Genomic DNA, 13,910 nt, shown 5'->3' on the forward strand with positions numbered 1-13,910 from the left:
CTGAACTCGCTACTTAATTATAAGTAATCAAACGGACATCATATTTATCATCAAATGTTAGCCTTAGTAATCAACATAAAATTGCTTAACCTATCATCAATCAAAAGATGAGTAATTTTTTTGGGGCAATATCATAAGTCAGGTGCTTTTCAAGACTACGATAAAGCAAAATCTCTTAGCTCATCTGAAACCATTATCCCCAAAGATGAACACGGTTTTTATGCAAGAGGTATTGCTTGTGTTCGATTAAGAGATAAAATTGGAGCAATGAAGAACTTTCAGATAGCGGAAGCTCTTTGCTTAGAACATGGAAATGCTAAACTTTTACAGCAAATTAGGGAAGAGGTTAAAAAAATTTCAGACGGATACTAAATAGACATCTGAAAAAAATTAGGTTTTTACCTAGACAGGACAAAGTTTTGAGATTAATTTACGAAAATGTCTAATATTTTTGGCAGAATCAAGCATATTTTTTCATATATCTGCAAGTAGCTTTTTCTGATGTATCAATTGATGGGTGATATGTGCATTTTCTTGATATTTTAGCTAAATATATACATGACCATAATTTTAACTAACGACGATGGTATTGATGCCCCCGGTATAAAAGCTTTAATCAAAGCTGTAAACGGCAAGAATTTTATTATCGCTGCTCCTGCCGATCATCAGTCTGGGTGTGGACATCAAGTTACTACCACTCGTGCTATCAAACTTCAACGACGTTCTGAGACTGAATATGCGATCGCAGGTACTCCCGCTGATTGTATAAGAATTGCTATTTCACAAATTAGCGCAGATGTCAAATTTGTGCTTTCAGGTATCAATGCTGGGGGAAACTTGGGAGTCGATGCCTACATTTCTGGCACAGTGGCGGCTGTGCGGGAAGCCGCAATGCACGGTATTCCCGGAATTGCTATTTCTCACTATCGCAAAGCCAAGCAGAATTTTGATTGGGATATAGCCACTAAATTAACAGTTGAAGTTTTAGCCGACTTACTCAAGCGTCCCCTAGAACCGGGAAGCTTTTGGAATGTGAACCTACCGCATCTGCAACCAGGAGAAGCAGAACCGGAAATGGTATTTTGCCAAGCCTGTACCAAACCTTTACCCGTGAACTATCGAGTTGAAGGCGATGATTTTTATTATGTAGGCGAATATGGCAAACGCGATCGCACTCCCGGAAGCGATGTGGATGTATGTTTTTCCGGCAATATCGCGGTAACTCAGTTAAAGGTTTGACGATTGAATCCAAAATCCCAAATTGCTATTGGTCATCTAATGCTTGAATTAAGGACATAAACCGATCTACAGTTTGTGTCATTGGGGAGAGCTTGTAAGATTATAATTTTATGGCTATTGTTTTATCCAGTCACAATTTTTAAGGTTTTGAAATCTGGTAAAGTTTCAGTGGCGCTGAATACTGATTTCAAAAAAAGGAGAAAAATATGCAGTTTCTCAAAATTGCTCTTGTTACTCTTGTGTTGATGGTGAACCTGGTAATTGCTCAACCCTCTTGGGCTGGTAAGGATTTTACCAAAGGGGCTGACTATACTGAGGTAACTCAGGCACTCAATCAGCTTCTAACTGTAAAGGATACACCTGAGCAAGCTGGCTATACACCTGAGCAATTCCAGCAGCGACTGGCACAATTGCAGTCTCAGAAAAATGTCATAGAAACAGCTAGAAAGCGGGCGCAGTGCCGCAATGAAACTGGAAATACATTGGCTGTCTATGCCAATAAACCAAAAAAATCTCCAACCCAACTCTACTTTCTAGGCGCAGGAACAATCACTGATGATGATTGGGATTGTGATGGCATTTACTTACCCGCAGGTTCTCAAGTGGTTCTAGGCCCGAACGTTCAACCACAAAAACTGACTGAACCAATCGCCGTCAAGTTTGTCGATGGTACACAGTCTATTGCTAGAACTAATCCAGCCACTGGTGTAATTGAATTGAATGTTGAACCTGCCAAAGTATTCAAAGCTGGTGAGAGTAGCTGGTTGCTCCCCACTTTCTCCCAAGCAGAGATTGATACGCAAATTCCTACCCCACAACTCATTGACTAATCTTAATCTAGATAATTCTAATTTCCCCTATTAAGGGGAAATTAGGAAAATACAACAAATATTTGATACATCACTAACAACTTTTAAAACATCCTCTCAAAGAAAATTTTCAAACATTGAACAATCAGCTTTTAATTAAAGAAAAATTACAAGCCAAGCTTGAGAAAATTCAAGTCAATAGCGGTGGCTCTCCCGTTACAGATTTGCAGCTAGACAAAACCTTAACCGAAGAAATTGAACAATTAACGACGGAATTAGAGAGCGTAAATCCTAACCCGTATCCTCTTGTCAACGCTACTTCTTTGCTAGAGGGAGCTTGGCAACTGCAATACTCTACAGCTAGAGAAATCCGGTCTTTAGTTTCTCTCCCATTGGGATTAAAGCTAGGTAAAGTTTATCAAGTGATTGATGTTGCAAATAAATTGTTTTTCAATTTAGCTAAAGTCAAACATCCTCTGGGGCTAGTATCGGGATATGTGAAAGTGACAGCTAGCTTTGAGCCAGCCAAAGAAGATTTAGAACCTGAACCGAACAAACGCATTAACGTTTATTTTGACAAACGCTACCTATCCATTGAGAAGATTGTTGGCATTAATACCCCCCAACTCAACCCATTTAAGGTTATCCCAGCTAATAATCCTACTAGCAGAATTGCCACACTAGACATTACTTACTTAGATGAAACCTTAAGAATTGGACGTGGAGGAGATGGAAGTTTATTTATTCTTAGTAAATCATTAGATTTACCTGACTTTATCTCCTCAATTTGAAATTGTTCGTGCCAGTAAATCAATATGGCTCTCTCAATAACGCATCTTTTCACCAAGCTAAAACCAGGTTCTGCGATGGTAGAACGTAAAACATTAAATTTAAAGGTAGGTTATGGTATAGAAGAAGATATTAATGCCGAACCAATAAGTCCCAGGCAAGTTTTAATTGTTAGGTATGAAGATATTTTAGACTTATTAATTCAACCAGGAGAATTTCGAGAAAATATTGTGGTTACAGGTAGAGAATTTGATGATTTTATTCCTGGAAATCTGCTAACTTTTGAAAGTGGTGCGGCAATTCGTCTAACTTTTCACTGCGAACCATGTAAACGAATAGCCCACTTAGTAGAATCATTAAAAAGTATCCAAGGGAAAAGAGGAATTTTAGGCGTAGTTATTCGATCGGGTAAAATCCAGGTTGGTAGTAGTTTTCAGGTTCAAGCTCAGAAATTTTCAGCATTATCTGAAAATCCCTATGAACGATTTCTAAATTTTATCATCAAAATTCCTAGTGGTAAAGTAGTTACATATAAACAAATAATCAAAGGTATAGGAGTAGATAATAGCTATCTAAGAGCTATTCCTGCATACCTAAAAAAAACTTCAGCTACTGATTATCCGTTACATAGAATATTAGACTCAAAAGGTTATTTAATAACTTATGTAAGCCAACAAAAAAATAAGTTGGAAACTGAAGGAGTTAAGGTTTTATCTGAGGCAGATTTATTAAGCAACTTAGACAAAAGCTTTGTAAATATTAAAGATTATTTATGGGAAGATCGCACTATATATCTAAAATAGATATAACCAGATAATCCCTAACTTTTAATTTGTTTAGATGTGGCTTCCATAAAGTCAAGAAAAACTTTTATAAGCTTATGGATTCCCTCACTACCCCCTGCTATTAAACCTCCTGTCAGCAATGCATCTAAACAACGAAAAATAACTATTTGAATTGGATTGTCTAAATCAATAACTACAAGTGGCTCAATTGAGCGAATGCCTATTGCACTCATTAAAAGACCGAATAAAAGAGATGTCCATAGAGCAATTATCCGTGTATCAGATTTATAAGCTGCTCTCTGCCGCTCTTTTTCATTTAAATCATCCATTTGGGGCTTGAATATTTTTAATGACTCTTGTTGGCTTCGTGTGAAATTTTGGATGATTTGCTGTTCTAAACTCATTCCTTCAGGTGGTAGTCCACTGACTTGATTTGATTCTAGAGAAGGAAATTGTTTCTGCTGAACTTCTATAAGTCTCATTTTTTCAGATACTAGATTCTTTTCTTGCTGAATACTAATATCTAATTGTTCGATGAATGGGCCTCGCCAAGTAGTTATAAAAACTTCTAAAGAGCGTTCTAGTAACAAAGAAATAAATAATAGCAACGTAAGTAGTTGGATAATATCATTAACGCCAAATGGTTTTAAAGTAAATGGTTTAGATGATAGCCAAGTTGACAACGTTACTACTAAGAAACTAATAATAATTAACACAATAAATAGAGGAGAATTTGAAGAAAGCTTTTGCAACGTATCTATGCTCCTGTTTCGCGTCACAATATCTAACACAGCCTGGAGGTGAGAACTACACCTGCTGAGTAACTTAACAACGTTAATTTGATAGAACAGTAAATAATTTATTACCCAGCCATTTTTTCCAGCAAGATGATGGGCTATGCCAGAAAATGAGTAGCGCGATCGCTAAAAAGCAGGGTAAAAATAGCTCAGTGAAGTAGCAAACGAGTAGCACAAGCGTTATATTTAGCGAAAAGCTTAGTTTTGTGTGGTTTGCTCCTTTTTTTTGACAAGCCAAGGCATCTGCTTGCAACCGCTCAAATTTTCGTATTGTAATATACTTGTAATATTTTCTCGGCGTTAGCGATCGCGCTTCAGAAGTTATGAGTCCGAATAAAAATAATTAATAGTTATAGATAGTTAAAGTATATATGAGTCGTTTTTTTGTCGCCCTTTTACCACCGCAAGACATTCAAGACTACGCCAACGAGATTAAGCAGTACTTTGCCGATCGCTATGCTAGTAGTGGGGCGTTAAAGTCTCCGCCTCATATAACCTTGCAACCGCCCTTTGAATGGGAAAATGCTAACTTGCCACTCCTAGAAGCATCTTTGGAGGAGTTTGCTAGTGGACAACAGCCAGTAGCAATTACACTCAGAGGGTTTGATGCCTTTTCACCTCGTGTTATATACATTAATGTAGTCAGAAGTCAAGAACTTTTGACTTTGCAAACTGATTTAATGGCTTATATAGAAAGCAACTTGGCAATTGTTGACGAAGTTTCTAAAACCCGCCCTTTTGCGCCCCATATAACGGTTGCATTTCGGGATTTAAAAAAGCAAGACTTTCAAGCTGCTTGGCCAGAGTTTCAAAAGCGTCAGTTGCATTTTGAGTTTACTGCTGACAAATTAACCTTGCTGCTGAACGACGGTAAGCGCTGGGATATTAAACGAGAGTTTGCTTTTTTCTCTGGTAGTAATTGAGCAATGTATTTGTGATGAACGTTGGGAATATTTGACATCGCAGCTAATTTTATTTTGAATTAATTGGTGATTTATATATTCTGTTTTTTACCTAAGAGTGAAGATGAGTTTTTATATGTTGTCAACGCCAGAGAGTCCGTTAGCTAGTACTCTACCAGATTAATTTTGATAAGTTCATAGTGGGTAGGGCAGTAGGGATGCACAGATAGATGTGCGCCGCTGCTACGTAGTATCATCAATAGTTGAGAATAAGCGATCGCTTATTCTTTTTACTGTATGTGTAGTTGCCTACGCTGAATGTCTCCTAGTAAAGCAACTTGTTGTCACATATCACTTAACTTTTGGAACGCCTTGCAAATAAGATATGTTAGATTTGTTTATTTCTACTTACTTAATTTTTGTAAAACAAGATACATTAAATGGTAGTTTAGTAGCAAAGGAACCAAAAAGTATGGCTATTAGTAGCCCTGAAGTCATCCGTCATATATTGATTGGGTTGGGATATTTAGCCCCTGAGATCGATCCGAAGCCGGATCTGACTAAATTTGCTCCTTGGAAGCGCAATAATAACTCATTGACAGACGATCCTACTGAAGAAGCAATTAAAAAGTTTCAGAAACAGTACTCACAAAAACTTGTGGTCAATGGTAACGCTGATGCCGAGACTCGAACTGTAATGGAAGATACAGTCAAAGGGCTTCAGAATAGATTGAAGTTTCACGGTTTTGCAAGCAATGCCGAAATTCCTCAAGACAAGCCTTTTTATGGCCCAGCTACTTATACAGCAGTCAAGAAATTTCAGAAATCTCAGGGTTTAACTGAAAATGGCATTGCCACTATTGAACAGCGGCAAATTCTACAGCAACCTAGCCTAACAGATAAGCCGCAGCCGCAGCCACAATCACAACTCAAACTGATAGATTTGTGCTTTCAATTCAAAAAGAACCCTCAAAATCCTTCTTACATCGCAGCGTTAAATAACTTACAACAAAACCTACCCAAAGACGTTTTACACAAAGTTACTAACAAATGGAGAGGGACAAACGATCAAAATCCTGAGATTGTCAAGCTGACGAATGTGTTCACTTATTATGATGACAACAATCAAAACCATCGTGATGCACTAAATCACCTACAAAGTCAGATTACCCCAGCTATCTCTCAAGCATTTTTAAGTCTTTGGAATAAAAAGTGAATAAATGGAAATAGGATGTATGGCAAAGTGCTGTTAGGGTTAGCGGGGCTTTAGCCCATGCTGATAACGATTACATCTGAGGTTGCTCCCGAACAAGGGGAAAAATCCCCTTGTTTCATCAAACTTAATTTTGGATCTGTACGATCTGAGGAACCTTTTTTCGATCTACTTTAGATTTGAACCTGTAGCTAATTTTATTTTCGACTAATTGGTTATTAATATATTCTCTAACTATAGGTGACAGAGAGAAAAGGGCAGAATTTTTATGAACTAGCGATCGCGGCAGTTCAAGAGTAGAGGGCAGTTTTCCTCCTGCCTCCTGCCCTCTGCCTCCTGCCTTCGTTGATAAAATGACTTCTCCGATGTGGCGTTAGCTTTGTGGCGATCGCGGGCTTAACTCATTCTACGGCTACGAAAACATCCCTTGGCTTCCGATATGATTTTCTTGCATTGCCGCCTGCCGATTTTTTTTTGAGTTAGACACTGTTCATACCTGGGCACAACATTTATTTTCCTTAAACAGTCGATAATGTAAATAAATGTAAAAAATTCTCAGGCAGGATAAAAGCATCTATGCGTGTAATTTTAATGACTGGTAAAGGCGGCGTGGGCAAAACTTCTGTTGCTGCTGCAACTGGACTCCGTTGCGCGGAACTAGGCTATCAGACATTGGTTTTAAGTACAGATCCCGCTCATTCCCTAGCAGACAGTTTTGACATGGAACTGGGACACGCACCCCAGAAAATTCGCCCAAATCTTTGGGGTGCAGAATTGGATGCGCTGCAAGAACTGGAGGGAAACTGGGGTGCTGTAAAACGTTACATTACCCAAGTTTTACAGGCAAGGGGTTTAGATGGGGTACAGGCAGAAGAATTGGCCATTTTACCAGGCATGGATGAGATTTTTGGCTTGGTAAGGATGAAACGCCATTACGATGAAGGTGAGTTTGATGTTTTAATTATCGACTCAGCGCCCACTGGTACTGCACTGCGCTTGCTGAGTTTACCTGAAGTCGGCGGCTGGTATATGCGCCGTTTTTACAAACCATTTCAAAACATCTCGGTAGCACTTCGTCCTCTGGTTGAACCTTTTTTTAGACCAATTGCTGGTTTTTCGCTACCAGATAAAGAGGTGATGGATGCACCTTATGAGTTTTATGAACAAATTGAGGCTCTGGAAAAAGTATTAACAGACAATACTCAAACCTCAGTGCGTCTGGTAACAAATCCCGAAAAGATGGTGATTAAGGAGTCTCTGCGTGCCCATGCTTATCTGAGTTTGTATAATGTTGCAACAGATTTAATAGTGGCTAATCGAATTATTCCTAGCGTTGTTCAAGACCCATTTTTCCAACGTTGGAAAGAAAGTCAGGAGCAATATCGCCAGGAAATTCATGATAATTTCCACCCTTTACCTGTGAAAGAAGTTCCACTTTTTTCTGAGGAAATGTGCGGATTGGCTGCATTAGAACGCCTGAAGGAAACTCTCTATAAAGATGAAGATCCGACTCAGGTTTATTATAAAGAAACGACGATGAGAGTCGTGCAAGAGGAAAACCAATACAGCTTAGAAATTTATTTACCTGGTATTCCTAAAAACCAAGTTCAACTCAGTAAGAATGGAGACGAATTAAACATCACTATTGGCAACCATCGGCGCAACTTAGTTTTACCACAAGCCTTAGCAGCACTACAACCAGGAGGGGCAAAGATGGAAGATGACTATCTGAAAATTCGCTTTACTGACAATATAAGAGTTTAAGTTTATTGCTTCGGCAATGTTTGACAAAAACTCAAAATTCAAAAGCAATAATCTTTTATTGTAGCTAGTACAGACGCATTTTTTTAGCGTCTGTTTTTGTGATGTTTTGATAAATTTTTAGAAAAGGTAAATAAATATTTTTCTTAATGGTTTGACCGTAGTTTTACTGAAGACAAATTACTTACATAAATCTCAAAATGGAATTAGATTTTATTATGTCAATTTTACAAATTATTAATTGATTTTGTTATAAGCAATGACCTCCAAACCTGAACAAGATTTATCCTTGTATCGTCATGAAGAAAGTTTACTCCGCCGGATTACAAACCGTATCCGACGAAGCTTAGAGTTTGAAGAAATTATCACAGTGACAACGGCAGAGGTGCGATCGCTCCTAAAAACTGACCGAGTGATGATTTACAAATTTCATGCCGATGGCAATGGTCAGGTCATTGCTGAGTCTATCTATAATAATCGTTTACCATCATTACTGGGGCTGAATTTCCCGGCTGATGACATTCCACTCAACGCCCGCGAACTATTTGTTAAATCACGGGTGCGTTCTGTTGTAAATGTTGATACTCAAGAAATTGGTCAAATTCACTTGCGTGACTTGGATAATGGAGAAACTATATCAGAGGAGATTCGTTACCGTTCTGTAGACTCCTGCCATATTGAATATTTGAAAGCAATGGGGGTAAAGTCCTCTGTAGTAGCCCCTATTCTTTATCAAGATCAACTTTGGGGGCTGCTGGTGTCTCATAATTCCCAAGAGCGTTTGATTTCAGAATATGAACTAGAAGCAGTACAAATGGTAGTCGATCAGCTGTCAGTAGCGATCGCTCAAAGTTCCCTGCTCACTCAAGTCCGCAAAACAGCCGAACAAGAAAGGATCGTAAATCGCATTGCTACGCTGCTGCATTCACTACCGACGATTGTATTACAACCAGCCCTAGAAGCGGCTGTTGCTGCCTTTAATGGCGTTGGTGGCAGGCTTTGCATTAGAAATGAAGCTTTTGATTTCCACAATGGCAACGTGACTAACTTAACAGAATGCTTAATACCAGGAAATACTTGTATCAAGCTTTATATCTGTGGACAGCAACCTGTGATGCCAGAACAAACTATATATCCACTCATAGAGCAGTATAGTGTCTGGCAAGAACACTACAAGTCCGGTAAATACGATGTTTGGCCGATTTTAGATATATATAACACTCCTGGCTTGCGAACTTTGCAAGTTGCTTTTCAACCAACTAAAATTCGCAGCATGTTGATGATCCCACTCCAATATCGTCAGCAGTTACTGGGCTATTTAAGTATTTTCCGCAACGAAATAGAGACAGAAACTCTATGGGCGGGGCAGTATGACAGCGATCAAAGGCAACTGTACCCCCGACAATCCTTTGAGGTTTGGCGCGAATCTAAAAAAGCACAAGCTCAAAAATGGACGGCTGAAGAAATTGAACTGGCTAGAAACTTGGGTAAACACTTTGCTTCAGCAGTTCAGCAGTATGAACTATACCAACAAGTACAAGTCTTCAATGAAAATTTAGAAAAACAAGTTAAAAGACGTACAGTTGAGTTACAACGGACATCTGAACAAGAACAGGCTGTATTTAAAGTTATTGCCGAGATTCGAGAATCTCTGGACACAGATACTATTTTTCAAACCACTACTAAAGAAGTTTGTCAATTAATCAAAGCCGATCGCGTTTCGGTTTATCGTTTCGATTCTAATTGGGGTGGTGAATTTGTCGGGGATTTCGAGGCTGCTAGTCCATATTGGTCGAATGAGTCCGAATTAGGTATTAATACAATTTGGAATGACACCTACTTACAAGATACACAGGGAGGACGTTACCGCAACAATGAAACATTTGCAGTCGATGACATCTACAAGATGGGATTTGCTAAGTGTCATATCGACAATTTAGAGCAGTTTCAAATTCACGCTTTTGTGCTTGCTCCGATTTTTGTTGGGCAAAAACTTTGGGGTTTGCTAGCAACTTATCAACACACTGGCCCCCGGCAATGGAAAACCTCTGAAGTTAACTTTCTCAGTCAGATTGCGGCTCAAATGGGGGTAGCACTCCAGCAAGCTGAATTACTTACTCAGACACGACAACAGACGTTAGATTTGCAGCAAGCAGCAGAACAACAACGGGTATTGTTTGAAGTTGTGGCAAAAGTTAGGGAATCTCTCGATCTAGATGCGATTTTTCAGACAACCACCCAAGAAATCTGTAAATCATTACAAGCGGATCGAGTTGCAGTTTACCGCTTCCAGGCTGATTGGAGTGGTGAATATATCGCCGAGTTTGTGGGTGATGGTTGGATAAAGCTAGTAGGTTCTGATACCAAGACAGTTTGGCAAGATAGCTATTTGCAGGAAACCCAAGGTGGGCGATATCGTCACAATGAAACCTTTGCAGTTGATGATATCTATGAAGTTGGCCACTCTCAATGTCACATTGCAGTTCTAGAGCAAATTCAAGCCAGGGCTTATGCGATCGCACCTATATTTATCGGACAACAGCTATGGGGCTTGCTAGCAGCTTATCAGAACTCTGCCCCCCGTCATTGGGAAGCCTCGGAAATTAAATTTATCACTCAAATTGCCAATCAGCTTGGGGTTGCGCTCCAACAAGCTCAATTGCATAATCAGACCAAAGAGCAGACAGAAAAGCTGGCTTTAGCTCTGAATGATTTAAAGCAAACTCAAACCCAACTGATCCAAACTGAGAAAATGTCCTCATTAGGTCAACTGGTAGCTGGTGTTGCTCATGAAATTAATAACCCGGTGAACTTTATTTATGGCAACATCAATCATGTTAATGATTATGCCGAAGATTTACTCGGTATATTAGACCTCTATTTGCAAAATTGTCCTAACCCCAACCCTGAGATTCGCGATCGCGCATTTGAGATAGACTTAGAATTTCTCATTGAGGATTTGCCCAAAACCTTATCTTCTATGAAAATTGGCATCGATCGCATCCGGCAGATAGTCTTGGGTTTACGGAATTTCTCCCGCCTCGATCAGGCAGAAATGAAGCCAGTTGATATTCATGAGGGCATTGATAGCACCTTGCTAATTTTGCAGCATCGCTTAAAAGCAAAACCGGAAAGTCCGGCGATTAAATTAGTTAAAGAATACAGCAACCTTCCTTTAGTAGAGTGCTATGCCGGGCCACTGAATCAGGTCTTTATGAATGTTTTGAGCAATGCGATCGATGCTCTAGAAGATTATAGAGTGTCTACATCAAAACCTCATAGCAGTCAAATTACGATCCAGACTGCGATCGCAGAGATGGAAGGGAATATTAAAAGCGTAGTTATTCGCATTGCAGACAATGGCCCAGGAATACCCGAAACCCTAAAAGCAAGAATTTGCGACCCATTTTTTACTACTAAACCAGTGGGTAAAGGCACTGGTTTAGGGTTATCAATTAGTTATCAAATTGTCGTAGATAAACATGGTGGTGTGTTTAAATGTGATTCTCAGCCAGGGTTAGGTACAGAATTTTGGATTGAAATTCCGGTTAAACAAATTCGTCATTAGTCATTGGTCATTGGTCATTGGTCATTGGCAAAGACTTTGACCTTTAGCTAAACCGTATTGCTCGATCTCCGACTTTTTGAAGAAGTTGGGGATCTAAATCAGGGTTAAAAGACATTTCATTCTAGAGTAATATCATGTCCGCATAATTAGTTATGCTAACCACAGTCATTGCACCCCTCCCTGCAAGCGGGGAGGGGAGACAAAGCGTAGCTTTGGCGGGGGTGGGGTTCTTCGGGTTTAATAAGCAATCAAGCGGAAACGATCTAATTGGATTTTTAGTCGATAAATAACCTCTAACTTCTAAGTTGCACAGGCATAGCTAAATAAGTCATTTTCAAACCACCCAATGGTGTAAAAATAACTGGAGTCAGGCTTTGATTTAGATGCATTTGAATTTCAGAAGATGGTAATTCTTTTAAGCCTTCCATCAAATATTTAATGTTAAAGGCAATTTCAATATTTTCTCCAGAAATTTGTGCCGGCATTGACTCTCTACCACTCCCCACATCTTGAGCTTCACAAGATAAGGTAATTTCTTGAGCTTCGCTATCAATACTGACCTTGACAATATTATTTTTCTGATCGGCTAGCACAGCAATCCGTTCCAAAGTGCTGACGAATTGTCGCCGTTCAATTGTCACTTCTCGCTCAAATTGACGCGGAATCAATTGTCGATAAGCAGGATATTGCCCTTCTAATGTGCGACTAGTCAAGCGTTGATTTTGCCACGCAAAGACAACTTGACCTCGATCGAAATATAAAGCTACAGGTTCATCTGATGAGGCGCTATGAGCTAGCATTCGTTGGAGTTCGCGTAATGCTCTCGCTGGTACTGTCACCTCTAATTGACTAGTTCCACCTAAAGGACGTTCGTTGTTAGTTTCTACCACTGCTAGGCGATGTCCGTCGGTAGCTGCAAATTCTAGGGTATCTTGTTTAACTGTTAAATGGACTCCTGTGAGTACTTGCTTAGTTTCATCACCACTCGTCGCAAACAATGAACCCCGTAATCCCTCAATTAATGCGGCGGTGGTGAGATGGATTACTTCGGTATTTTCAATTACAGGTAGTTCGGGAAATTCTTCAGGCCCCATTGCTCGGACTTGGTAATGTCCACTCTTGGGTGTGAGTGTGACTATTAAACCTTCTCCACTGGATGTTGCACCTGTAAGGGCTGATTCATCGTCTAAGGTGATTTCGCCTTCTGGAAGACGAGAGGTGATATCTACAAGTAACTTAGCAGGAAGTGCGATCGCACCTCCTTGCCATACCTCTGCGTTAAAGCTGGTGCGGATTCCCAAGCTGAGATCGAAGGCTGTTAAGCTGACTTGGTTAGTTTCAGCATCCGCTTGTAACAGCACATTAGCAAGTACTGGATGAGTTGGTCGTGAAGGTACTGCACGACTGACGAGTGAGAGGTTTGTACTGAGATCGCTTTGGGAGCAAACTAATTTCATAAGTCAGATTCAGCTGGTGAAGGATATCGTAACATCCTTCGCGTCTAGGAAACTACGTAAGCTAAAGCTAACAGGAAAGGTAGTTTGCACCCCGCCAGTAGGCATGGATGTTATGGAGTTCATCTGTTGTCAGGGTTTTTGGTGCGATCGCTATATAAAATGTGGTTTAAATAAACAAAACTATCTAAAAAAATGAATTAGGCTAAAACCCTATTCCTTCTCGTATCCTAATTCCTGCTCCCTCTTTATCCTGACAACAAATATTTCCGCCGACCTGCTTAGTTATCTTAACTCTCTACTTAACTGTCTTAACTGTCCTTGTCTTCTCCTGCTGCTGCTGATATGATATTATGACCGGAGATTATATAGCGTAAAATACGTATTGAAAAAAAGCAGTATGTAGCTTTCCAAAGAGTTTTATGCTGCGAGAGAAAATACAAATTTATCTGTGATTTTCTCATTCACCTAATTGAAAAATGTTAGTGCGATCGCTCTCCTAGCTACTAAGTTACCTTGCTAGTGTTGGTATATTTGCTGAAGATAGGTCAGGCTACCTTGAGTTGACACCCCTTGCTGAATCTTTGCAAAGC

General features: G+C 39.6%; 11 protein-coding genes. 9 read left to right on the top strand and 2 right to left on the bottom strand.

Annotated features, from left to right (window positions below; all coding sequences use genetic code 11):
- Positions 1–120 precede the first annotated feature (120 nt).
- The 5 genes from CDG77_RS02510 (at position 121) to CDG77_RS02530 (ending at position 3,640) form a co-directional block, all read left to right on the top strand.
- Positions 121–372 (top strand): hypothetical protein, encoded by a 252-nt coding sequence (locus CDG77_RS02510; RefSeq protein ID WP_094327727.1) that lies wholly within the window; start codon positions 121–123, stop codon positions 370–372.
- A gap of 186 nt (positions 373–558) precedes the next feature.
- Entirely contained in the window at positions 559–1,239 is a 681-nt protein-coding gene (surE, locus tag CDG77_RS02515) for a 5'/3'-nucleotidase SurE (RefSeq protein WP_094327728.1), read from the top strand.
- Between the two features lie 206 nt (positions 1,240–1,445).
- The gene (locus CDG77_RS02520) at positions 1,446–2,069 is read left to right on the top strand and encodes a hypothetical protein (protein WP_094327729.1); all 624 of its coding nucleotides are present in this window, start codon (positions 1,446–1,448) and stop codon (positions 2,067–2,069) included.
- Between the two features lie 116 nt (positions 2,070–2,185).
- Positions 2,186–2,839 (top strand): PAP/fibrillin family protein, encoded by a 654-nt coding sequence (locus tag CDG77_RS02525; RefSeq protein ID WP_094327730.1) that lies wholly within the window; start codon positions 2,186–2,188, stop codon positions 2,837–2,839.
- A gap of 75 nt (positions 2,840–2,914) precedes the next feature.
- A complete protein-coding gene (locus tag CDG77_RS02530; protein WP_223269696.1) occupies positions 2,915–3,640 on the top strand; it encodes an MGMT family protein in 726 nt (241 codons plus the stop codon).
- A gap of 17 nt (positions 3,641–3,657) precedes the next feature.
- Here CDG77_RS02530 and CDG77_RS02535 read toward each other — a convergent pair whose 3' ends face one another.
- The gene (locus tag CDG77_RS02535) at positions 3,658–4,374 is read right to left on the bottom strand and encodes a hypothetical protein (protein WP_094327732.1); all 717 of its coding nucleotides are present in this window, start codon (positions 4,372–4,374) and stop codon (positions 3,658–3,660) included.
- A 416-nt stretch (positions 4,375–4,790) separates the two neighbouring features.
- On the opposite strand from CDG77_RS02535, the gene CDG77_RS02540 reads away from it, so the two are divergent.
- From CDG77_RS02540 to CDG77_RS02555, 4 genes are all read left to right on the top strand, one after another.
- Positions 4,791–5,342 carry a 2'-5' RNA ligase family protein gene (locus tag CDG77_RS02540; protein WP_094327733.1) on the top strand — a complete coding sequence of 184 codons (552 nt, stop codon included), beginning with the start codon at positions 4,791–4,793 and terminating at the stop codon, positions 5,340–5,342.
- A 364-nt stretch (positions 5,343–5,706) separates the two neighbouring features.
- On the top strand, positions 5,707–6,537 hold the full coding sequence (locus tag CDG77_RS02545; RefSeq protein ID WP_094327734.1) for a peptidoglycan-binding domain-containing protein: 831 nt from the start codon (positions 5,707–5,709) through the stop codon (positions 6,535–6,537).
- Positions 6,538–7,110: 573 nt separating this feature from the next.
- Positions 7,111–8,298, top strand: a complete 1,188-nt coding sequence (locus CDG77_RS02550; protein WP_094327735.1) for a TRC40/GET3/ArsA family transport-energizing ATPase — start codon at positions 7,111–7,113, stop codon at positions 8,296–8,298.
- Positions 8,299–8,554: 256 nt separating this feature from the next.
- Positions 8,555–11,863 (top strand): GAF domain-containing protein, encoded by a 3,309-nt coding sequence (locus tag CDG77_RS02555; protein WP_094327736.1) that lies wholly within the window; start codon positions 8,555–8,557, stop codon positions 11,861–11,863.
- Between the two features lie 293 nt (positions 11,864–12,156).
- Here CDG77_RS02555 and dnaN read toward each other — a convergent pair whose 3' ends face one another.
- The gene (gene dnaN, locus CDG77_RS02560; protein WP_094327737.1) at positions 12,157–13,320 is read right to left on the bottom strand and encodes a DNA polymerase III subunit beta; all 1,164 of its coding nucleotides are present in this window, start codon (positions 13,318–13,320) and stop codon (positions 12,157–12,159) included.
- Positions 13,321–13,910: the final 590 nt, after the last annotated feature.

The organism is Nostoc sp. 'Peltigera membranacea cyanobiont' 213, assembly GCF_002245975.1.
In the GTDB taxonomy this organism is placed as follows: Bacteria; Cyanobacteriota; Cyanobacteriia; order Cyanobacteriales; family Nostocaceae; genus Nostoc.